This is a genomic window from Sphingomonas montanisoli, from assembly GCF_008274695.1.
GTDB lineage: Bacteria > Pseudomonadota > Alphaproteobacteria > Sphingomonadales > Sphingomonadaceae > Rhizorhabdus > Rhizorhabdus montanisoli.
Genome location: NZ_VTOU01000002.1, coordinates 943,974 through 964,745, shown reverse-complemented (window position 1 = coordinate 964,745; position 20,772 = coordinate 943,974). Strand labels below are relative to the sequence as shown.

Sequence of the window (20,772 nt, the reverse complement as noted above, 5' to 3'; positions counted from 1 at the left end):
ATATGATCTAAACGGCGAAACCGCCCGTGCGCACACCGCGAAGTAAGCTCTCTGCCTCCGCCGGGCTTTCGCGCAGCTTGGTAGCCGCGATCAGAAGGCCACACGCTTCTTCGATCTGCCCGCGTGCTAAATAGACTTCTGCAAGGCCGATATGAGCCCAATAATCAGCGGGATCGGTCGAGATTGCCTGCTTCCAATGCTCGATGGCAGCAGCCGGGCGCCCTTGTCGTTGGGCAATATCCGCTAGGGTGCGATAAACACTCGGTGATGCCGGGGCGAGAACGGCAGCACGCTCGCACAATGCTATCGCGACATCGGGTTCGCCCCTATCAAGGGCCTCTATAGCTCTGGTGACGAAGGCGTTCGCCTGGGCGGCGTCATCGAGCGTATCGTCTGTCCGAAGCAGTTGCGCCGCGTCGTCCCTTCCATCGAGAAGGCTGCGTTGGACGTACCAATCGTCCCATTGCGAGATTTCTTCGAACACGCGACAAAAGCCTTTGCTAACCAAAAGCTCATTCATATCGACGCGCATCGGGCTCCAGTTATGCTCGACCGAGATGCAGCGAACCTCCCACTTCTCAAAGTCGAAGGTTCTGAGAATTGGAAACTCCGCTCCCTCCACATCCAACGACAGGTAATCTATGACCGTGGGCGCTTCGTGTTCCGTCAGTAGATCGTTGAGCGTATTTGTTATGAAGACGATTTTTTTTAGATCCTCCGGACGGCGAGCAGCATGCTCCGCTCCAAGTGAGCTTCCGCTTGTCCCTAGATATTCCGATGATATTCCCGAAAATTCCGGATCAGCTTGGCAGTTGAAAGTGACCGAACGCCCTTTCACGTCGAGCAAGCAGTCCGTTGAAATCGTACAATTTCTATTCTGTAATAGAGAATCCTTGAAAACAGGGTTTGGCTCTACGACAATTCCCTTCCATCCATATTCCTTTTCAAGAAGATAGGTATTGGAAATCAGCTTGCCGTCGCCTGTTCCTACTTCGACAAAATATCCGCCACGCTTGAAGTTCAGGAAGTGCAGGACAAACAGATCCTGGAAGAGCTGGCCTTCAGCCTTATCGGCATGGAGCAACAAATTCGTTGCAAAGTTGGCAAGCGCGTTAGCACCCTTACCGTTGCGCTTTGCGCTCGCCAGAGTAAAAGCCGCACGCTCCATAGTAACGGCGTCCTGCTCGACACCGACAAGCAGCAGCGGCTCGCGCTCGCCGGCGGATGGCAGGACGGTCGCAGCCCGCTCCTCACTCTCCGCATCGAGAATTGTCTTACGCTCCACCATGCACTGATCTCCTAGCGCCAGACCCGTCCGCTACGATAAATGCCAATTAATCCGACCACTTGCTCTCCAAGAACCATGCATAGCTGTCCGCTATTCCGGCTTCCAGGTTGATGCGGGCGTGCCAGCCCATTGCGTTGAGGCGATCGGAACTCATAAGCTTGCGCGGAGTGCCATCTGGCTTACTCTCGTCACGCTCGATCCGCCCGGCAAAGCCAACAATCCGCGCGACGAGCTCCGCCAGCTCGATAATTGAAATATCGCTGCCAAATCCGACGTTAACATGCAGACCATCGGAATAGTTTTCCATCAGGAAAACACACGCATCGGCAAGATCGTCTACGTGAAGGAACTCCCGACGTGGCAAACCAGTGCCCCAAATTTCAACAGCGGGACTGCCCGCAACCTTCGCCTCATGAAATTTTCTTATCAACGCAGGCAGAACGTGACTCGACCTAAGATCAAAATTATCGTTTTGACCGTATAGGTTTGTCGGCATAGCAGAAATGAAGTCGAGACCATATTGTTTGCGATACGACTCGCAAAGCTTTATGCCGGCTATCTTTGCGATGGCGTACCACTCATTAGTCGGCTCGAGGGAGCCTGTAAGCAACGATTCCTCGGATATCGGCTGCTGCGCAAATTTCGGATAAATGCATGATGATCCAAGGAAGAGTAATTTCTCAACATCAACTTGGCGTGATGCCTCGATGACGTTCGCTTCTATCATCATATTATCGTAAAGAAATTCGGCTGGCAGGCTGTCATTTGCGAGAATGCCGCCAACCTTTGCCGCAGCCAGGAATACCGCGTCCGGCTTATTCTCTTCGAACCACTGGAAACACTGCGCCTGGTTCCTGAGGTCAACCTGCGCTCGATCCGCGTAAATGATGTCGCAGTCGATGCGCTCAAGCCGCCTGACAATAGCCGAGCCGACCATACCGCGGTGCCCTGCGACAAATATTCTCTTCCTGTCGAGCGTATACATCACGCATCCTTCGCGATCGGGGCGTCGCGCATGACGATCAAATCCTCGCGCACCATCTCGCTTACGAGGTCACGGACTGGCGTGTCGTGCTTCCAACCGAGCTTATCCTTTGCTTTGGTTGGATCCCCGATGAGAAGATCGACTTCGGTAGGCCGGAAATATCGTGGATCGATCTCCACCAAACATTTTCCACTTTCGACGCAATAGCCCTTCTCGTCGATACCGGTGCCTCTCCATTCGATCTGTATCCCGACTTCGGCGAAAGCCCACTCGACGAATTTCCTGACTGTCGTCGTCTCGCCGGTGGCCAGAACGTAATCGTCTGGCTCGTCCTGCTGCATCATCAGCCACATGCCACGCACGTACTCGCGCGCGTGTCCCCAGTCGCGCTTCGCATCCAGATTGCCAAGCCAGAGACGCTCTTGACGGCCCAGCTTTATCGCTGCGGCTGCACGCGTAATCTTCCGCGTGACGAAGGTTTCGCCACGCAATGGGCTCTCGTGATTGAATAGGATGCCGTTCGAAGCATGCATTCCATATGCTTCGCGATAATTGACGACAATCCAATATGCGTAGAGTTTCGCGGCGGCATAGGGAGAGCGGGGATAGAACGGCGTCCGCTCGCTCTGGGGGACCTGCTGGACCAAGCCATATAGTTCGGAAGTCGATGCCTGATAAAACCGTGTTTCTTTTTCCATGCCCAGGATGCGCATGGCCTCCAGCAACCTCAATGTCCCGATGCCATCCGCATTGGCAGTATACTCTGGCGTCTCAAAACTGACCTGCACATGGCTCTGCGCCGCCAGATTATAGATCTCGGTTGGCCGAACCTCCTGAACTATGCGGATTAGATTCGTGGAGTCTGTGAGATCGCCGTAGTGTAGTTGAAACTTCACATTTTGCTGATGTGGGTCCTGATAAAGATGCTCTATGCGCCCCGTATTGAACGAGGACGAGCGCCGTTTCAGCCCGTGCACCTCATAGCCTTTTTCGAGCAACAACTCGGACAAATACGCGCCATCCTGCCCGGTTACCCCCGTGATGAGCGCGACTTTCCGTTCACAATGCCCCATTTAACCACTTCCTTTGAGAATGTTGCGCCCTTACCTATCGATCCGACTAGCTGCAGTCAGCCGATGGTTCAAACCTTTTGCCCGACAGCCGAGCTCGCGAGTTGCCGCAAGTAGTTTCCATATGCGCCGTTGCCCAAGGCTCTTCCCAAGTCGGCAAGTTGCTCCGCATTGATGAAGCCCTGCTGGAACGCCACCTCTTCTGGCGCCGCTATCTTGAAGCCCTGCCGTTTCTCCAGCGTGCGGACAAATTCGGCCGCTTCAAGCAGGCTGTCGGGCGTGCCGGTGTCGAGCCAGGCATAGCCGCGGCCCATCACCTCAACCGAAAGCCTGCCTTGCTCGAGGTAGACCCGGTTGACATCGGTAATCTCGAGTTCGCCGCGCGCAGATGGCTTCAGGTCTCGCGCGATGTCGATCACTTGGCTGTCATAGAAATAGAGTCCAGTCACCGCCCAGTTCGAACGTGGCTCCGCCGGCTTCTCCTCGATCGAGATGGCGCGCATCTTCGCGTCGAACTCTACCACGCCGTACCGTTCGGGATCGCTGACATGGTAGGCGAACACGGTCGCGCCATCGGGCCGGGTCAGCGCGCTCTTGAACAGGTCGGTCGATCCGTGGCCGTAATAGATGTTGTCGCCCAGGATCAGTGCCGACCGCGATTTGCCGACGAACTCCGCGCCGATAATATAAGCCTGCGCCAGCCCGTCTGGGCTCGGCTGAACGGCGTATTGGATCTCCATGCCCCACTGCGACCCGTCGCCCAGCAGCGCCTGGAAGCTCGGCGTATCGCGCGGCGTCGAGATGATCAGCACCTCGCGAATGCCGGCGAGCATCAGCGTCGATAGCGGATAATAGATCATCGGCTTGTCGTAGACGGGCATGAGCTGCTTCGACGTCACCAGCGTCATCGGATGCAGCCGCGTGCCGGAACCGCCGGCGAGAATGATACCCTTCACGTCTTATTCCCCAATGTGATCGTCAGGCGCCGGTCTGGGCCACCGGCCCCGCCAGCTCGTCGATGATGTCACGAACGCCCGCGCGCCAGTCGCGCGGGTGGATGCCGTAATCGGCGGTGATCTTTGCGGTCGAAAGCCGCGAGTTGGCCGGGCGCTTCGCGGGCGTCGGATATTCGGCGGTGGTGATCGCCTCGACTTGCGGAGCGGCCCCGCCGGACCTCGCGCTCAGCCGAAAGATCTCGGTCGCCAGATCGTGCCAGCTTGCCTCGCCCGCATTGACGAAATGATAGGTGCCGGTAGGCGCCCGCTCGTCCTCGATCAGCCGCAGCGTGATGATGCGCAGCGCCTCGGCGATGTCGTGCGCCGATGTGGGGCAACCGATCTGATCGGCGACCACGCGCAGCTTGGGATTGGTCGCGCCCACCCGCAGCATCGTCTTGAGGAAGTTGCCGCGATGCGCCGACAGCACCCACGCGGTGCGCAGGATCACCGATCGCGGATTGCCCGCCGCGATCGTCTGCTCGCCTTCCAGCTTCGACGCGCCATAGACGCCGAGCGGCGCGACCGGATCGCTCTCGACATAGGGCTCATCCTTGGTCCCATCGAACACATAGTCGGTCGAGACATGGACGATCGGAATGCCGGCCCGGGCGCTCGCCTCGGCCAAGAGCTTCGGTCCGACCGCATTGGCCAGGAACGCCGCCTCGCTCTCGCTCTCGGCCTTGTCGACGGCGGTATAGGCGGCCGGGTTGATGACAGCCGCCAGTTCATGTGCCGCGAAAAAGGCCGCGACGCTTTCGGCCGACCCGATATCGAGTTCCTCGCGCATCGGCAGCAACAGCTCGACGTCTGCAGGCCATCCCTGCCGCGCCAGCTCGATGCCGACCTGCCCCGCGCCGCCCGTGACGAGTATCCGCCGCATCACCCCGCCTTGGCGAGGCCAAGCCGGCCTGTGTCGTAGCGTCCGGACAGAATGTCGCCCCACCACTTCCGGTTGTCGAGATACCAGCGCACCGTCGTCTCGATCCCCTGTTCGAAGGTCACGCGCGGCTCCCAGCCGAGATCGTCGCGGATCTTCGACGCGTCGATCGCATAACGATGGTCGTGTCCCGGCCGGTCGGTCACGAAGGTGATCTGGTCGGCATAGGCTTTGCCGTCGGCACGCGGCTGCAGGCGATCGAGCGTCGCACAGATCGCGTGCACGACCTCCAGATTCTTCCGTTCCGAATTGCCGCCGACATTGTATGTCTCACCCGGCTTGCCGGTTTCGAACACGGTGCGAAGTGCGCGGGCGTGATCCTCGACGAACAGCCAGTCGCGCACGTTGGAACCGTCGCCATAAACCGGCAGCGGCTCGCCGCCCAGCGCGCGGATGATGATCAGCGGGATCAGCTTTTCGGGGAAGTGATATGGCCCGTAATTGTTCGAACAATTGGTGACCAGCGTCGGCAGACCGTAGGTTTCGTGCCATGCGCGCACCAGATGGTCCGATCCCGCCTTCGACGCCGAATAAGGCGAACGCGGGTCATAAGCGGTCGTCTCGGTGAAATAACCGGTCTCGCCCAGCGATCCGAACACCTCGTCGGTGGAGATGTGGTGGAAGCGGAACGCCGCCTTCTCCGCATCTTCCAGCCCCTGCCAGTAGCCAAGTGCCTGCTGCAGCATGGTAAAGGTACCGACAATGTTAGTCTGGATGAACTCGCCAGGTCCATCGATCGAGCGATCGACATGGCTTTCGGCGGCGAGATGCGCAACGATCTGCGGCCGGAATTCGGCGAACAGCTTGCCCACCAGTTCGGCGTCGCAAATGTCGCCCTGCACGAAGCGATAGCGCGGGCTTTCGGCGACCGGTGCGACCGACGACAGCACGCCTGCATAGGTCAGCTTATCGAGGTTGAGCACCTCATGATCGGTCTCGCCGATCAGATGGCGAACGAGCGCGGAGCCGATGAAGCCGGCCCCTCCAGTAACCAGGATACGCATCAGAACTCCTGAGGATCAGAGCGGCAGAAGCGGATTGCCATCATAGGTAAAGGGGCTATCGAACTCCGCCAGCACCGGCAAGGTCGTGTCCTTGCCCGACAGGGTCGGCCCTTCGGGGGGCAGCGGCCAGTCGATCCCCAGCCTCGGGCAATCCCAGCGGATACCCCCGTCGCATTCGGGCGCGTAGACGTCCGACACCTTGTAGAGCACCTCGGTATCGGGCGCGATCGTCACGAAGGCGTGGCCGAAGCCCACCGGCACGAACAGCTGCTTGCCATTCTCCGCCGAAAGCTCCGCCGCGACAAATTTGCCATAGGTCGGCGATCCTCTGCGCAGATCGACCGCATAATCGATAATCGCGCCGCGCGCGCAGCGCACTAGCTTGGCCTGCGCATGCGGCGGCGCCTGGAAATGTATGCCGCGGATTGTGCCGACATTGGCCGACAAGCTGTGATTGTCCTGAACGAACGATACGTCAACGCCCTGGGCCGCCCACTTCTCCGCATGGAACGTCTCCATGAACCAGCCACGGTCGTCGCCGAACCGACGCGTTTCGATCAATTTAATGGGAGACGCTGTCACGATGCCCTTCCTGTTTGCCGGTGATCCACCTTAGCCGCCCTGCGCACGAAGCACCAACATCATGGTAATGATTTCCTTGCCGAAGCGGCTATGGGGCGGCACGAAGCGCGGCGGAGACCCACCAGATTATGAACTATGTTGCCGCCTTCCGAACCTACACCTGGGATGATGACATCCGTGAACTGGCGCGGCGCTTCTTCGCTGCCTGCCCGTCCGCAAGGCAGGTCGTTCTCGCCGATGAGACGCGCGGGCCGCTGGGCATCACCGAATATGAGCTTATCAGCCACACCGAGGATACCAGCGCGATCGGCTTGATCGTCGAACCCCCCGGCAGTTCGCTCTGGTACAATGTCGATTACGGCCCCTATATCCTACGCGATCGGCTTCCCGGTTACGCCTATTATCTCACATCGGAATCCGATCTCGCGGTGAATGCAGACCTTGAACCCATGGTTCGCACGGCTATGGATCGCGGCATCGATATTGTCACGCATCAGGTGATGCCGTCCGCCCCGCCGTGGCACTGGCACGATAATGCCGCCGCCTGCTTCGACAATCCGTGGCGATCGATTCTATTCTTCATGCTGATGTCCGATCGCGCTGTCGATACTCTGGCAGCCACCCGACGCGACATGGGCGCTGCGTTCCGCCGGGGCGAATTGGCGCAATGGCCCTTCTGCGAGCCATTCGTGCCATCGGTGGGGATGCGCGCTGGGCTCAGCTTTGCCGAGATCAGCGAGTTCGTCGACACCAAGCATCTTAACTATCGTCCGCGCATCGCGCTCGACGATCCAAAGGCGAACAAGCCGGGCGCCCTCGCTCATTCGGTTCTAGGTCGCCGCCCATTCATTCGATCGGTGATCGCCGAAAACGAACCTCGCGACTTCTTCTTTCCCGGTAGCGACGTGCACGAGGCGCTCATCCGCTACCCAGTCGAAGAGTACGAGGACCAACTCCACGCCGCTTTCGCAGCGCGGTCAGATCACGCTGCGATGAACCGCCTTCGCCCGCGCCCTGCTCCTGAACGGTCCCCTGACATGCCCGATTTCGACCTCGCCCTTTGCAAACCTTCGCTCGTCAGCTCCACTTCTGCGTGGTCGCGGACCGACGATCCGGTCCGCGAGGCTGCGGGTGCGAACGGTGCCCAACTTCTCGACGATCACGGCTTTCACACCAATCGCGAACGCGAACCGTGGTGGCTGGTCGATCTTCTCGAAGATTGCGAGGTACACGCCGTCACTATCATCAACCGCGCTGGCCAGACGGCGCGCTTCGTCAACTTCTACGTCGAAAGTTCGGCGGATTCGCACCAGTGGCGGATCGAGCATGTGAAGATTGACGCCCACGATGTTTCCGCCGATCCCGCGTCGCCGCACCGCGTCGATTTCGCCGAACCGTTCCGCGCACGCTTTGTGCGGATTCGTCTGATGGGTTCGGGCATTCTCCACCTCCGCCGTGTGCAGGTTTTTGGTGCCAAAGCTCCGCCAGACGAAGAAATTTAATCAGCGGTTACCACCGTAACCTAAGCCGCAATGTTGCCCCCGGATCAAGGGGCGCATCCGCGACATTGACCGATGCGTCGATCAGGGTCGGAGTGGGAGTGGGAGCGGGCATCGGCGTGGAGTACACGGCCCCGCCGCCGCCTCCGCAGGCCGTCAGCATCAGCGCGAGCGCCATCGCCGTCATCGTCCTAGCCACATAGTCCGCTCCCCAGCGAGACTCGTCGCAGGTGTCACCGAAGCCGTGACGGGCGACAATCCTCTCGTCATTGCGAGGAGCCGCAGGCGACGAAGCAATCCAGGCCCGCATTCGAGTTAGGTCGCGAGCCTCTCTAATTCGGGCCTGGATTGCTTCACTACGCTCGCAATGAAGAATTGGGAGGGGGCAGCCGCGCCCTAAACCGCCGTGAAATCCAGCCCGATATCCGCCGCCGCCGCCGACTGCGTCAGCCGGCCCACCGACACGAACGTCACGCCCGTCTCGGCGATCGCCTTGATCGTGTCGAGCCGCACTCCGCCCGAGGCCTCGGTCGGCACGCGTCCGCCGACCAGGGTCACCGCGCCACGCAGCGTGGGCGGATCCATATTGTCGAGCAGCAGATGGGTCGCGCCCGCCGCGAGCGCAGGCTCGATCTGGTCGACGCGATCGACCTCGACGATCACGCGTGCGATCCCGGCCGCCACCGCGCGGCGCACCGCCTCGCCGATGTCACCGGCGACCGCGACATGATTGTCCTTGATCATCGCGGCATCATCCAACCGCATGCGATGGTTGGTCCCGCCGCCCATCCGCACCGCATATTTCTCCAGCACGCGCAGGCCCGGGATCGTCTTGCGCGTGTCGAGCAGGGTCGCCTTCGTCCCCCGGATCGCATCGACATATTGCGCGGTCAGCGTCGCGACGCCCGACAGGTGCTGCACGGTGTTGAGCGCCGATCGCTCCGCCGTCAGCATCGCGCGCGCGCTGCCCTTCAGCCGCATCAGCACCGCGCCCTTCGCGACGCGCGCGCCATCCTCGACCAGCATCTCGATCTCGACCCGGGGATCGAGCGCCCGGAAAAACGCCTCCGCGATCGGCAGCCCCGCGACCGAAATCGCATCGCGGCTCGCCATCACGCCCTCGAAGCGCGCATCGGCAGGGATCGTCGCGGCGGAGGTGATATCCCCCCCATGCCCCATATCCTCGGCCAGCGTGGCGGCAACGAATGCAGAAAGGTCGAAATTCTCTAGATCAAAGGTCATCAGAAACCCCGTTCGTGTCGAGCGAAGTCAAGACACGTTCACAAGCGCCCAGCCACCGTGTCTCGACTTCGCTCGACACGAACGGTTGGGGGTTAAAGCTTAGGCCGACCCACATCCGGCCCCGACAACCCGCCCGTCATCTCGAGCATCCGGTCGAGCGAGCGCTTCGCCGCGACACGCGTTTCCTCGTCCACCTCGATCCGGGGCGTGAGGTCGCGCAGCGCCAGATACAGCTTCTCGAGCGTATTGAGCGCCATGTATGGGCACATGTTGCAGTTGCAGTTGCCGTCCGCGCCCGGCGCGCCGATGAAGGTCTTGTGCGGGGCCGCCTTCTCCATCTGGTGGATGATGTGCGGCTCGGTCGCGACGATGAAGGTTTCTGCCGGATCGCTCAGCACATAATCGAGGATGCCGCGGGTCGAACCCACATAGTCGGCGTGGTCGAGGATGTGGACCGGGCATTCGGGATGCGCCGCCACCGGCGCGCCCGGATGCTGTGCCTTCAGCTTGATCAGTTCGGTCTCGCTGAACGCCTCGTGGACGATACAGCTGCCTTCCCACAGCAGCATCTCACGCCCTGTCGTCCGCGCGAAATAGCCGCCCAGATGCCGGTCGGGGGCGAAGATGATCTTCTGGTCCAGCGGGATCTGCGACAGGATCGTCGCAGCCGACGACGAGGTGACGATGATGTCGCTATGCGCCTTCACCGCCGCCGAACAGTTGATGTAGGTCAGCGCCAGATGATCGGGATGCGCCGCGCGGAACCGAGCGAACTCTTCGGGCGGGCAGCTGTCCTCCAGCGAACATCCCGCATCCATGTCGGGCAGGATCACGGTCTTCTCGGGCGACAGGATCTTTGCCACCTCGGCCATGAAGCGCACGCCGCAAAAGGCGATGACGTCGGCGTCGGTGGCGGCGGCCTTCCTCGACAGATCGAGGCTGTCGCCCACGAAATCGGCGAGATCCTGGATCTCGGGCGCCTGATAATAATGGGCGAGGATCACAGCGTTGCGTTCCTTGCGCAGCCGGTCGATTTCGGCGCGCAGGTCCAGCCCGCTCAGATTCTGAACGATCGCAGTCATATCAAATCACTCCAGAGGCCGCTTACGCAGCCAGGCTCCACTGGTCGCCGGTCTCGCGTACGAGCCCCCGGGTCTTCATGTCGATCAGGTGCGCCAGCACGGACAGGCCGGCTGCGGCGTGCAGGCGCGGATCGACGCCGACATACATAGTGCCGACCATCGCGGATATCGACCCCACTTGTTTCTCCAGAAGCCGCAAAATCTGCCCCTCGCGCTGCTTTCGGTGACCGATCAGCCCGCGCACGAAGCGGTGCGGCCGTTCGATCGGATCGCCATGCGCCGAATGATAGATCGCGTCCTGCGTCCGCGCCATCAGCCGCTCCAGGCTTTCCAGATAGGCGCCCATATCGCCATCGGGTGGTGCGACCACGCTGGTCGACCACCCCATCACATGATCGCCGGTGAACAGCACGTTCGCCTCGGGCAGCGCGTAGCAGAGGTGGTTGCTCGTATGGCCGGGCGTATGGACCGCCTCGATCGTCCAGCCGTCGCCCTCGATCCGGTCGCCATCGGCCAGCACGCCGTCGGGCGCATAATCCTTGTCGAAAGACGCATCGGCGCGCGGCCCCACCGCCTCGATCGTCAGCGGCGCGCAGCCGATGATCGGCGCGCCCGTCCGCGCCTTCAGCATCGCCGCAGCCGGGCTGTGGTCGCGATGGGTGTGGGTGCAGACGATCGCCTTCACCGGCGCGCCGCCGATCGCCGCGACGATCGCGTCGACATGATCCTCCATGTCGGGGCCGGGATCGATCACGGCCACGTCGCGCTGGCCGACGATATAGGTCTGGGTGCCCGTATAGGTGAAGGCCGACGGATTATGCGCCAGCACGCGCCGCACCAGCGGATGTTCGGCCTGCGCCACACCGTAAAGCGTCTCTCCCATGGGGGGCATGTGGCATCACCCGACCTGATTGTGAAGAACTTCACGTCAAGCGAGCGACCACCATTCAGCTCAATCCATCGGAAAAGGCATATCGAGCGTGATATGGGCGCGTGTCTTGAGTTGTTCCACGACGCGCTTGACCTCCTGGCTCGATCCGCGCGGCAGGATCATCACCGCGTCGCGGGTTGCGACCACGATCAGATCCTTGACCCCAACGGTCGTCACCACGACGCCCTCGCCCCGGATCAGGCAATGCGACGTGTCGATCGCGACGACATCGCCGTGGATCACGTTGCCGTCGACATCGCGCTCGGCGATGTCGTGGAGGGCGTCCCAGCTGCCGAGATCGGACCAGCCCATTTCGACGGGAACCACCGCCACCTGGTCGGCGCGCTCCATGATCGCATAGTCGATCGATTCGGAAGGAGACTGGAGAAACGTCTCGCGCTCGGGCGCGACGATCGCGCCATCCCGCGTGGCGCCTGCCATCGCGGCGTGCGCAGCCTTCGCCATCGTCGGCGCATATTGCTCCAGAGCGGTGAGATAGGTGTCCGCGCGGAACAGGAAGATGCCGCCGTTCCAGCTATAATTCCCCTGTGCCAGATATTGCTCGGCCCGCGCGCGATCGGGCTTCTCCACGAAGGCCGCGACGCGCTGGACGCCAGCGACGATCTCTTCACCGCGCTGGATGTAGCCAAAGCCTGTGTCCGGCGCGTCGGGCGTGATGCCGAAGGTTACGAGCCAGCCTTCTGCAACCAGCGGCAGCGCGCGCTCGATCGCCGCGTGAAAGGCAGGGACATCGGAGATCACGTGATCGCTCGGCATCACCAGCAGCGCGGCATCGGAATTCGCTTCGATCGCGGCCAGCGCGATTGCGGGCGCGGTGTTGCGGCCGGCGGGCTCGGTGATGATCGCAGCGGGCGTAAACCCCGAAGCCGTCAACTGCGCGCCGATATCCTCGGCATGCGCCGCATTGGTGACGATGATCGGCTTGCCGAAGCGCCCACCGTCGACGCAGCGTCCCGCCGTCATCTGCAGCATCGTCTCCGTACCCGTGAGGGCGAGCAACTGCTTCGGGCGCTTGGAGCGCGAGAGAGGCCAAAGCCGCGTGCCGGATCCGCCGGAAAGGATCACCGGCGTGATGAGGGTCGTCAAAATTCGTCTCCTTAACCGGTCTGCTTTTCCGTGCCGCCGATCAGATCGCCTATCACGTCGGCGCCGGGATAGGCCGCATAGACCAGGCTATCCGGCGCAATCGTCATTCGCGCCGCATCTTCAACGATCGCGACCTCTCCGATCGCGAAGGGCTGCCCATCAAGGTCGATCGCGCCACGCACCGGCATGACCCACAGCGGCACCGAACCCGGCGCGAGCCATTGATCGCCAGCGGCCGTCCAGCGCTCCAGCACGAACTTTCCACCTTCCGCGATGACCTCGCGCCCAGCCGACAGGACGCGAGGTGGCGGGTTCCCCTCGAACGGCCTGGGATCGGCTACCACGATACCGTCATCGAGGTGCAGCTCGCGCGGGCGGCCATAGTCATAGAGCCGATAGGTCAGATCGAGGTTCTGCTGGATCTCCATCACCCGCAGCCCCGCGCCGATCGCGTGAACGGTGCGGGCAGGCGAATAAATGACGTCGCCGGCCTTCACCGGCTTCCAGTCGAGCAGTTGCTCGATCGATCCATCGAGCGAAGCTGCGCGCAAAGCCGCATGGCTGACCGCTTTCTTCAGCCCCAGCCCGATCGTCGAGTGATCTTCCGCAGCCAGAACGACCCACGCCTCATCCTTGCCGCGCGCAAACCCGCGCGCCTGCGCCGATTCGTCGTCGGGATGTACCTGGATCGACAGCTTCTCGCTGGTGAACAGATATTTGATCAGAAGGTCGCGCTCGGCCGCACCGCCCCCTTCCTCATACCATATCTCGCCGACAGCTTCCTGGTCGCCGGGTTGGTCCGCGAACAAAGGCGCCAAATCATGCCGTCCCCAAGGCTTGAGGACGCGATGGGTCTTCAACTTGATAATTGACAACGTAAACCTTCCCGGAATCCGATCGCGCTCCGCTTTGCAATAAGCTGGTGCGGACGCAACGGTAAATCATCCAATTTGCAGGAGCGGTGTCTAGAATATAGAACCCGCGTCAACGGTCTCGCGGCACCGTGAAGCAGAAGCTCGCGCCGCCGTCTGCGTTGTTGGCGGCGGTCATCCGGCCGCCGTGGGTTTCGATGATCCGCTTCGACAGCGACAGGCCAATTCCCATGCCGTCGGGCTTCGACGTGGCGAAGGCCTGGAATATCCGCGGCATCATCTCGGCGGCGATGCCGGGTCCCGCGTCGTGCACGCAGCATCGGGTCATGTCGCCTTCGTCGGTGGTCGACAGGATGAGATCGGGTACTGCCGCGCCTGCCGCCTCGATCGCGTTGCGGATCAGGTTCATCACGACCTGTTGAAGCTGAACCGGGTCGACGCGCACCCGCCCGCGCGCGCGCAGATCATAGGTGATGCGGGCGTCATGTCGTCCTGCCGACGTCATTGCCATTGTCACCGCTTCGCGAAGCAGCGGCTCGATCGCGACACTTTCCTGCCGCACCGGGCCGCGCATCGTCATCGCGCGCAAGCGATGGATGATATTGCCCGCGCGTTGCACGCTGGCGCTCGCACCCTCGAGACATTCGGACACCCGCTCGTCCACGCCATGTCGCGCGGTCAGCAATCCTGCTGCGGACACGTAATTCTGGATGGCCGCGAGCGGCTGGGTCAGTTCGTGCGCCAGCGCGGACGCCAGTTCGCCCATCGCATTGATCCGCGCGACGTGGATCAGCTCGCTTTGCAGCGTCGCCAGCCGCTCGCGGGTTTCCAACTGCTCGGTCAAATCCTCGCCCTCGACGAAGATGCCGTGGATGCGCCCTTCCGCATTGCGGATCGGGCGATAGACGAGGTCGAGATAGGCGATCTTATTCTCCACCCCCTCGCGCTTCATGTAGAATTCGACCCCGTGCGCAACGAAATCCTCACCCGTCCGGTAAACTCGATCGAGGATTTCCACGAAGCCCTGCTGCTCAGCCTCAGGAAAGGATTCGACAACTGTGCTCCCCACCACTTCGCGCTCGACAAGCCGCACATAGGCTTCGTTAGCGAAGATGAAGCGATGCTCCGGTCCATCGAGCACGGCGATGAAGCTCGGCGTGCGCTGAAGATGTTCCTGCAGCGCTTCACGCTCGGTGCGGATCGCGGCATCGAGTCCACGCTCGTCGGACAACGCGATCTGCAATACGCCGCGATGATGGTGTCGCGCACGGCACAAGCGAAAAAACTCGTCCGGCAGCGTCTTGTCGCCGCCCGGGGCGCCGATCAGGACGCTGCCCGGCACGCCGTTGATCGCCCAGTCGCCGGGCCCCAGCCCCGAAATATAGCCGATCGCAGCCCCCGGATTGACCTCGCGCAGGCGCCGCGCGAGATCCCAGCCATTCACCCCGTCGCCGAGTTCGACATTGACGATCAGGCCGGACAGCGATCCGCCCGCGGATTCGATCAGCCCCGCCGCCTCCCCGGCATCGGTGACGACGGTCGCGTCGCATCCGCTGCTTTCGAGCTGCCGACGCAGCAGGGCCGCATCGATCGCATCGCGCTCGGCGATCAGGACGGATATCATGCGCGATCCTCTGCTCGTTGGACCGATCTGCGCGCCGGCTTCGATGCTATGACGTTTTCGTACGACATTCGATCCGTATGGCAGCGGGCCCTCCCAATTCCTCCCGGGCACGGGGAAGGGCACAGCGCGAAGCGCGGTGGAGAGGCAGGAGACTGAACGTTGTGCCCTGCCTCCTACCCCCTCCGTCGTCTTCGGCGCCACCTCCCCGCATCGGGGAGAACTTCGAACCTTGACAAAACGAACCATTTAGGTTATTCACTTATCCATCCCCTCGCCGACGGGCGGGACGGATGCAGGACCGGCCCGGAGCAGAGCTCGCTCCGTTTCCGGGCCGTGAAAAGGTCGGCGCGAAGTCATCCGGACTCCCGCCGGCATGTGCTGGTAAAACCGCCGGTGTGCGGAAGCGGATTTGGGTTTCGAAGGAAAGACAGGGCCGATCCACTGCGGGCGTCACAGCCCGCATCCCGGGTAGCCCCGACCGGACAGACCTTTTCCCAATCCCATCACCGGGGTCGCCTCGCAAGGGCGGCCGCAGCCAATCATTGGGCGCGCCCATAGCCTGGTGACAGGCTCGGGCCCACGCTCCGCCGGCCCCAGCCATGCCCGCACCAGACCACCCTGTTACCCGCGTCCGGGTGCCCCATTGGCAGGACGCGTCGACCTCTCCCTGTCCTGATTCTACGCCACAAATGCGTCCGCGGCAGATCGCTTCTCTCTCCACCTCGTCATTGCGAGGAGCTGAAGGCGACGAAGCAATCCAGTCCGCACTTCGGAGTGGATTGCCGCGTCGCCGCAAGCGGCTCCTCGCAATGACGAGGGAGAGAGGCGAGCCTACCCCTCCCAACAATCGTCATCCCGGACGTGATCCGGGATCCAGCTTCTGCTTCCCATTCAACGTCGGCAAAGGTAGCTGGACCCCGGATCAAGTCCGGGGTGACAGCGCGTGTGGGAACACCCCCATCACCAAAAAGGCCGGACGTTTCCGCCCGGCCCCTGTCTCGATCGTCGCCGCGAAGCTTCAGCTCGCCGCGATGCCCTTTTCTTCCATCAGGTCGGCTAGCTCGCCTGTCTCGTACATCTCCATCATGATGTCCGATCCGCCGACGAATTCACCCTTCACGTAAAGCTGCGGGATGGTGGGCCAGTCCGAATATTCCTTGATGCCGGCGCGGATCCCGGCGTCCTGCAGGACATCAAGCGTCGCATATTCGACACCGAGCCGATCGAGGATCGCGATAGCGCGGCTCGAAAAGCCGCATTGGGGGAAGAGCGGCGTGCCTTTCATGAACAACAGCACGTCCGCCGCGTTCACGGCCGATGCAATGCGGGCCTGGGTATCATCGCTCATCGTCTTGCTCCTACTCGGGAACGGCCGTCTTGAGCTGGAGCGCGTGAAGCACCCCGCCCATCCGGCCGCCCAGCGCTTCATACACGCGCTGCTGCTGTTTCACCCGCGTCTGGCCGCGAAAGCTCTCGCTCACCACCCGCGCCGAATAATGGTCGCCATCGCCCGCCAGGTCGGTGATCTCGACGATCGCGTCGGGAATCCCGGCCTTGATCAGTGTCTCGATCTCATCGGCCGCCATCGGCATGACGTTTACTTGCCTTCCATCAGTTGGCGACGCGCCTCGATCATCTTGGCGTCGAGCGCCGCACGGATCTTGGCATCATCGACCTCGACACCCGCCGAGGTGATGTCACCCAGCAGCTTGCGGATAACGTCCTCGTCGCCGGCTTCCTCGAAATCGGCCTGGACGACCGCCTTGGCATAGGCATCGGTTTCGGCCGGGGTCAGGCCCATCAGCTGCGCGGCCCACTGGCCGACCAGGCGGTTGCGGCGCGCGGTAACGCGAAACGCCATGTCCTGATCGTGCGCGAACTTGTTCTCGAAGGCCTTTTCGCGATCGTCGAAGGTCGTCATGCTTACCCCTGGTCCAACTTATCGAGTCGGCAGATAGGGCGCCCGGACGTCAAAGCCAAGGCCGCTCCGCCGCCATCTTGCCTTCGAAAGCCGCGATCGCCGTTTCCCGCGCGATCGTCAGGCCCACTTCATCCAGCCCTTCGACCAGACATTGCTTGCGGAACGGATCGATTTCGAAGGTGTAACGATCCTGGAACGGGGTCGTCACGGTCTGATGCTCCAGGTCGATCGTGATCGGATCGGTCTTGGCAACCTCGACCAGCCGGTCGATCGCCTCTTGCGGCAGCACGACCGTCACGATCCCGTTTTTGAAGGCATTGCCCGAGAAGATGTCGGAGAAGGACGGCGCGATTACCGCCGTCACGCCCATGTCGACCAGCGCCCAGGCGGCGTGTTCGCGGCTCGATCCGCAGCCGAAATTGTCGCCCGCGATGATGATCGGCGCGCCGGCATATTCGGGATCGTCGAACACGTTGCCCGGCTGCGCGCGCAGCGATTCGAACGCGCCCTTGCCCAGCCCCTTGCGGGTGATCGTCTTCAGATAGGGTGCAGGGATGATGACGTCGGTGTCGACATTCTTCAGCGCCAGCGGATAAGCGCGCCCTTCGACCTCGCGAACGGGTTCCATCACTTGGCCTCCATCAGGTCGCGAACATCGGTCAGCTTGCCCGTCACCGCCGCAGCAGCCGCCATGGCGGGACTGACCAGGTGGGTGCGCGCACCCGGCCCTTGCCGGCCGACGAAGTTGCGGTTCGACGTCGATGCGCAGCGTTCGCCCGCGGGCACCTTGTCCGGGTTCATCGCCAGACATGCCGAACAGCCCGGCTCGCGCCATTCGAAACCGGCGTCGAGGAAGATGCGGTCGAGCCCTTCGGCCTCCGCCTGCCGCTTCACCAGACCCGATCCGGGGACGATCAGCGCCTGCTTGACGTTCGGCGCGATGTGGCGCCCCCTGGCGATTTCGGCGGCTTGGCGCAGATCCTCGATCCGGCTGTTGGTGCAGCTGCCGATAAAGATGTTCTCGACCGGAACCTCGCGCATCGGCGTGCCGGGGATCAGCCCCATATAGTCGAGCGACTTCTGCGCCGCGACCTGCTTGGAAGGATCGGCGAAGCTCGCGGGGTCGGGCACCACGCCGGTGATCGGCACCACGTCCTCGGGGCTGGTGCCCCAGGTGAGGCACGGCGCGATATCGGCCGCGTCGATCACGACGACCTTGTCATAGGTCGCGCCCGCATCGGTCACGAGGCTGCGCCACCACGCGACCGCCTTGTCCCACTCGGCGCCCTTCGGCGACATCGGACGGCCGGCGAGATATTCAAAGGTTGTGTCGTCGGGCGCGATCAGGCCGGCGCGCGCGCCACCCTCGATCGACATGTTGGACACGGTCAGGCGCCCTTCGACCGACATCTCGCGGAAGACGTTTCCGGTATATTCGATGACATAGCCGGTGCCACCCGACGCGCCGATCTTGCCGATGATGTGCAGGATCACGTCCTTGGGGCCGACGCCGAGACCCAGCGCCCCTTCAACGCGGACCTCCATCGTCTTCGATTCCTTCAACTGCAGCGTCTGGGTCGCCAGCACATGTTCGACCTCCGACGTGCCGATGCCGAAGGCCAGCGCGCCCATACCGCCATGCGCGGCGGTGTGGCTGTCGCCGCACACGATCGTCGTGCCGGGCAGCGAGAAGCCCTGTTCGGGGCCCACGACGTGGACGATGCCCTGTTCGGGCGCGGTGTCGGGGATGTAACGGATGCCGAATTCGGGCGCGTTGACCTCGAGCGCGGCAAGCTGCTGCGCCGATTCCGGATCGGCGATCGGAATGCGCTTGCCCTGCGCATCGAGGCGCGGCGTGGTCGGCAGGTTGTGATCGGGCACCGCGAGGGTGAGATCGGGCCGGCGCACCTTGCGTCCTGCGATACGAAGCGCCTCGAACGCCTGCGGGCTCGTGACTTCGTGGACCAGGTGGCGGTCGATGTAGATCAGGCAGGTGCCGTCGTCGCGACGTTCGACGACATGGGCGTCCCAGATCTTCTCGTACAGGGTGCGGGGCTTGGTAGTCATGCGCGCTGCCTTACGCGCGCCATCGACTTTGTCAAAAGAGAGAGGCTTGCTATCCGCCTAGCGGGGGTTTCAGCTTCTTGGCCTTCTCCCGCTTGCGGGAGAGGGAGAAGATTAAACCGGCGCCTCAATATTCCTCGGCGGCTCGGAAAACCATTTCGGCCCGCTATCGGTCATGTGGAAGCAATCCTCCAGCCGCACCCCGAACGATCCCGGACGGTAAAGCCCCGGCTCGTTCGAAAAGCACATCCCCGGCGCCAAAGGCGTCGTCTCGCCGTGGACGAGGTTGACCGGCTCGTGCCCGTCCATCCCGATGCCGTGCCCGGTCCGATGCGACAGGCCCGGCAATGCGTAGCGCGGGCCGTAGCCCAGCTTCTCATAATAGCCGCGCACCGCGTCATCCACCGAACCCGCCGGCGCGCCCAGCTTCGCGGCCGCAAAGGCGATCCGCTGCCCCTCCGCCACCTGATCCCACACCTTGCGCTGCTCCGCGCTCGCCGATCCGAACACCCAGGTGCGCGAGACATCCGACTGATAGCCTTCGACCGAGCAGCCGCAGTCCATCAGCACGATCTGCCCGTCGGCCACGACCTGCGGCTTGATGCTGCCGTGCGGATAGGCCGCGCCCTCCCCCACCAGCACCAGCCCGCCGTCCGAATGCCCGCCCAGCTTTGCGGTCGCGGCGTCCATCAGCGCGGCGATCTGACGCTCGGTCATCCCCTTTTCGACGCGCGGCTGGATCCAGCGATAAGCGGCGATCGTCACGTCGGTCGCCGTCTGCATCAACGCGATCTCGGCCGGCGTCTTGATCATCCGGCATCCGCGCACGACCGGATTGGCCGAAACGATCGTCGCGTCGGGCAAGACCCGCCGGATCCCGTCGAACGCGAAGAAGCGCACCGTCTCCTCGATCCCGATCGGCTGCCCGGTCAGCTTGCGCTCGGCCAGGAAGCCCGCGATCAGCTTCAGCGGATCCTCATCCTCCTGCCACACGCGCACATCGGCTGGAATCGCCAAGGTCTGTTCGACCGAGGGGCGCTCGAAGAAAGGGGTGACGATCAGCACCGGTCCTTCGACCGGCAGGACTGCGGCGGTCAGCCGCTCGCTGCGCCACCACTTCACCCCGGTAAAATAATCGAGGCTCGATCCCGCTTCGATCAGCACCGCGCCGATCCCCGCCTTGCGCATCAGCCCCTGCGCCTTGGCGACGCGCGCGAGCCGCTCCTCCATGCCGATCGGTTTCACACCGGTGGTCAGGCTTTGCAGCGCCGACAGATCGGGCTCGGCCGCGCGCACGATCGACGGCAGCGCGACCATCGACGCGCCAAAAGCTGCGGAACGGAGGAGGGAGCGACGGGAGAAGATCATGTGGGCACGATGTCACGCAGTCTCGCATCTCACAATCCTCCCCCGCCAGGGGGAGGTGGCGCCAAAGGCGACGGAGGGGGAGGACGGCGGCCAACTCAGGATCATCGTGTCCTCCCCCTCCGTCAGCTACGCTGCCACCTCCCCTTGGCGGGGGAGGATAAAAGGCAACATCTTCCCTTATCCGCCGCCTCCCGCCAC

The 20,772-nt window shown here is 62.7% G+C and carries 20 protein-coding genes; 1 reads left to right on the top strand and 19 read right to left on the bottom strand.

Features of this window, described 5'->3' with window-relative positions:
• Positions 1 to 7 precede the first annotated feature (7 nt).
• From FYJ91_RS10390 to rfbC, 7 genes are all read right to left on the bottom strand, one after another.
• Positions 8 to 1,288, bottom strand: a complete 1,281-nt coding sequence (locus tag FYJ91_RS10390; protein WP_149522159.1) for an FkbM family methyltransferase — start codon at positions 1,286 to 1,288, stop codon at positions 8 to 10.
• A 46-nt stretch (positions 1,289 to 1,334) separates the two neighbouring features.
• Positions 1,335 to 2,273 (bottom strand): GDP-L-fucose synthase, encoded by a 939-nt coding sequence (gene fcl, locus FYJ91_RS10385; RefSeq protein WP_149522158.1) that lies wholly within the window; start codon positions 2,271 to 2,273, stop codon positions 1,335 to 1,337.
• Complete coding sequence (gene gmd / locus FYJ91_RS10380) at positions 2,273 to 3,346, bottom strand: GDP-mannose 4,6-dehydratase (RefSeq protein ID WP_149522157.1); 1,074 nt, start codon at positions 3,344 to 3,346, stop codon at positions 2,273 to 2,275. Before gmd ends, fcl begins: the two co-directional genes overlap by 1 nt.
• Before the next feature lie 68 nt (positions 3,347 to 3,414).
• Positions 3,415 to 4,299, bottom strand: a complete 885-nt coding sequence (rfbA, locus tag FYJ91_RS10375) for a glucose-1-phosphate thymidylyltransferase RfbA (protein ID WP_149522156.1) — start codon at positions 4,297 to 4,299, stop codon at positions 3,415 to 3,417.
• A 22-nt stretch (positions 4,300 to 4,321) separates the two neighbouring features.
• The gene (gene rfbD, locus FYJ91_RS10370; protein WP_149522155.1) at positions 4,322 to 5,221 is read right to left on the bottom strand and encodes a dTDP-4-dehydrorhamnose reductase; all 900 of its coding nucleotides are present in this window, start codon (positions 5,219 to 5,221) and stop codon (positions 4,322 to 4,324) included.
• Positions 5,221 to 6,282: a dTDP-glucose 4,6-dehydratase gene (rfbB, locus tag FYJ91_RS10365; RefSeq protein WP_149522154.1), complete on the bottom strand. Its 1,062-nt coding sequence runs from the start codon at positions 6,280 to 6,282 to the stop codon at positions 5,221 to 5,223. The genes rfbD and rfbB overlap by 1 nt, the downstream gene beginning before the upstream one ends.
• A 15-nt stretch (positions 6,283 to 6,297) precedes the next feature.
• Positions 6,298 to 6,864 (bottom strand): dTDP-4-dehydrorhamnose 3,5-epimerase, encoded by a 567-nt coding sequence (gene rfbC, locus FYJ91_RS10360; protein WP_149522153.1) that lies wholly within the window; start codon positions 6,862 to 6,864, stop codon positions 6,298 to 6,300.
• A 128-nt stretch (positions 6,865 to 6,992) separates the two neighbouring features.
• Between rfbC and FYJ91_RS10355 the strand changes: the two genes are divergently transcribed.
• Entirely contained in the window at positions 6,993 to 8,366 is a 1,374-nt protein-coding gene (locus FYJ91_RS10355) for a discoidin domain-containing protein (RefSeq protein WP_149522152.1), read from the top strand.
• A gap of 393 nt (positions 8,367 to 8,759) precedes the next feature.
• Here FYJ91_RS10355 and nadC read toward each other — a convergent pair whose 3' ends face one another.
• From nadC to FYJ91_RS10295, 12 genes are all read right to left on the bottom strand, one after another.
• On the bottom strand, positions 8,760 to 9,605 hold the full coding sequence (nadC, locus tag FYJ91_RS10350) for a carboxylating nicotinate-nucleotide diphosphorylase (RefSeq protein WP_149522151.1): 846 nt from the start codon (positions 9,603 to 9,605) through the stop codon (positions 8,760 to 8,762).
• 92 nt (positions 9,606 to 9,697) lie between these two features.
• The gene (nadA, locus tag FYJ91_RS10345) at positions 9,698 to 10,687 is read right to left on the bottom strand and encodes a quinolinate synthase NadA (protein ID WP_149522150.1); all 990 of its coding nucleotides are present in this window, start codon (positions 10,685 to 10,687) and stop codon (positions 9,698 to 9,700) included.
• Between the two features lie 22 nt (positions 10,688 to 10,709).
• On the bottom strand, positions 10,710 to 11,570 hold the full coding sequence (locus tag FYJ91_RS10340; RefSeq protein ID WP_425474015.1) for an MBL fold metallo-hydrolase: 861 nt from the start codon (positions 11,568 to 11,570) through the stop codon (positions 10,710 to 10,712).
• A gap of 69 nt (positions 11,571 to 11,639) precedes the next feature.
• Complete coding sequence (locus FYJ91_RS10335; RefSeq protein WP_425474014.1) at positions 11,640 to 12,728, bottom strand: mannose-1-phosphate guanylyltransferase/mannose-6-phosphate isomerase; 1,089 nt, start codon at positions 12,726 to 12,728, stop codon at positions 11,640 to 11,642.
• Between the two features lie 8 nt (positions 12,729 to 12,736).
• Positions 12,737 to 13,600: a class I mannose-6-phosphate isomerase gene (locus FYJ91_RS10330; protein ID WP_149522147.1), complete on the bottom strand. Its 864-nt coding sequence runs from the start codon at positions 13,598 to 13,600 to the stop codon at positions 12,737 to 12,739.
• A gap of 109 nt (positions 13,601 to 13,709) precedes the next feature.
• Entirely contained in the window at positions 13,710 to 15,221 is a 1,512-nt protein-coding gene (locus FYJ91_RS10325; protein WP_181008442.1) for an ATP-binding protein, read from the bottom strand.
• Between the two features lie 1,018 nt (positions 15,222 to 16,239).
• A complete protein-coding gene (gene grxD, locus FYJ91_RS10320; protein WP_149522145.1) occupies positions 16,240 to 16,569 on the bottom strand; it encodes a Grx4 family monothiol glutaredoxin in 330 nt (109 codons plus the stop codon).
• A 10-nt stretch (positions 16,570 to 16,579) separates the two neighbouring features.
• Positions 16,580 to 16,813 carry a BolA family protein gene (locus tag FYJ91_RS10315; RefSeq protein WP_149522144.1) on the bottom strand — a complete coding sequence of 78 codons (234 nt, stop codon included), beginning with the start codon at positions 16,811 to 16,813 and terminating at the stop codon, positions 16,580 to 16,582.
• Positions 16,814 to 16,818: 5 nt separating this feature from the next.
• On the bottom strand, positions 16,819 to 17,142 hold the full coding sequence (locus FYJ91_RS10310; protein ID WP_149522143.1) for a DUF1476 domain-containing protein: 324 nt from the start codon (positions 17,140 to 17,142) through the stop codon (positions 16,819 to 16,821).
• Positions 17,143 to 17,191: 49 nt separating this feature from the next.
• Positions 17,192 to 17,770 carry a 3-isopropylmalate dehydratase small subunit gene (gene leuD / locus FYJ91_RS10305; protein WP_149522142.1) on the bottom strand — a complete coding sequence of 193 codons (579 nt, stop codon included), beginning with the start codon at positions 17,768 to 17,770 and terminating at the stop codon, positions 17,192 to 17,194.
• The gene (gene leuC, locus FYJ91_RS10300) at positions 17,770 to 19,209 is read right to left on the bottom strand and encodes a 3-isopropylmalate dehydratase large subunit (RefSeq protein WP_149522141.1); all 1,440 of its coding nucleotides are present in this window, start codon (positions 19,207 to 19,209) and stop codon (positions 17,770 to 17,772) included. Before leuC ends, leuD begins: the two co-directional genes overlap by 1 nt.
• A 111-nt stretch (positions 19,210 to 19,320) precedes the next feature.
• Positions 19,321 to 20,523, bottom strand: a complete 1,203-nt coding sequence (locus FYJ91_RS10295; protein ID WP_246152554.1) for a M24 family metallopeptidase — start codon at positions 20,521 to 20,523, stop codon at positions 19,321 to 19,323.
• Positions 20,524 to 20,772 lie beyond the last annotated feature (249 nt).

Excerpts from the sequence above, each read along its gene's own strand:
- FYJ91_RS10325 (WP_181008442.1), bottom strand. The coding sequence starts at position 15,221 with ATGATATCCGTCCTGATCGCCGAGCGCGATGCGATCGATGCGGCCCTG.
- FYJ91_RS10315 (WP_149522144.1), bottom strand. The coding sequence starts at position 16,813 with ATGCCGATGGCGGCCGATGAGATCGAGACACTGATCAAGGCCGGGATT.
- rfbB (WP_149522154.1), bottom strand. The coding sequence starts at position 6,282 with ATGCGTATCCTGGTTACTGGAGGGGCCGGCTTCATCGGCTCCGCGCTC.
- gmd (WP_149522157.1), bottom strand. The coding sequence starts at position 3,346 with ATGGGGCATTGTGAACGGAAAGTCGCGCTCATCACGGGGGTAACCGGG.
- leuD (WP_149522142.1), bottom strand. The coding sequence starts at position 17,770 with ATGGAACCCGTTCGCGAGGTCGAAGGGCGCGCTTATCCGCTGGCGCTG.
- fcl (WP_149522158.1), bottom strand. The coding sequence starts at position 2,273 with ATGTATACGCTCGACAGGAAGAGAATATTTGTCGCAGGGCACCGCGGT.
- FYJ91_RS10355 (WP_149522152.1), top strand. The coding sequence starts at position 6,993 with ATGAACTATGTTGCCGCCTTCCGAACCTACACCTGGGATGATGACATC.
- leuC (WP_149522141.1), bottom strand. The coding sequence starts at position 19,209 with ATGACTACCAAGCCCCGCACCCTGTACGAGAAGATCTGGGACGCCCAT.
- FYJ91_RS10310 (WP_149522143.1), bottom strand. The coding sequence starts at position 17,142 with ATGACGACCTTCGACGATCGCGAAAAGGCCTTCGAGAACAAGTTCGCG.
- grxD (WP_149522145.1), bottom strand. The coding sequence starts at position 16,569 with ATGAGCGATGATACCCAGGCCCGCATTGCATCGGCCGTGAACGCGGCG.
- FYJ91_RS10390 (WP_149522159.1), bottom strand. The coding sequence starts at position 1,288 with ATGGTGGAGCGTAAGACAATTCTCGATGCGGAGAGTGAGGAGCGGGCT.
- FYJ91_RS10295 (WP_246152554.1), bottom strand. The coding sequence starts at position 20,523 with ATGGTCGCGCTGCCGTCGATCGTGCGCGCGGCCGAGCCCGATCTGTCG.
- nadC (WP_149522151.1), bottom strand. The coding sequence starts at position 9,605 with ATGACCTTTGATCTAGAGAATTTCGACCTTTCTGCATTCGTTGCCGCC.
- nadA (WP_149522150.1), bottom strand. The coding sequence starts at position 10,687 with ATGACTGCGATCGTTCAGAATCTGAGCGGGCTGGACCTGCGCGCCGAA.
- FYJ91_RS10340 (WP_425474015.1), bottom strand. The coding sequence starts at position 11,570 with ATGGGAGAGACGCTTTACGGTGTGGCGCAGGCCGAACATCCGCTGGTG.
- rfbD (WP_149522155.1), bottom strand. The coding sequence starts at position 5,221 with ATGCGGCGGATACTCGTCACGGGCGGCGCGGGGCAGGTCGGCATCGAG.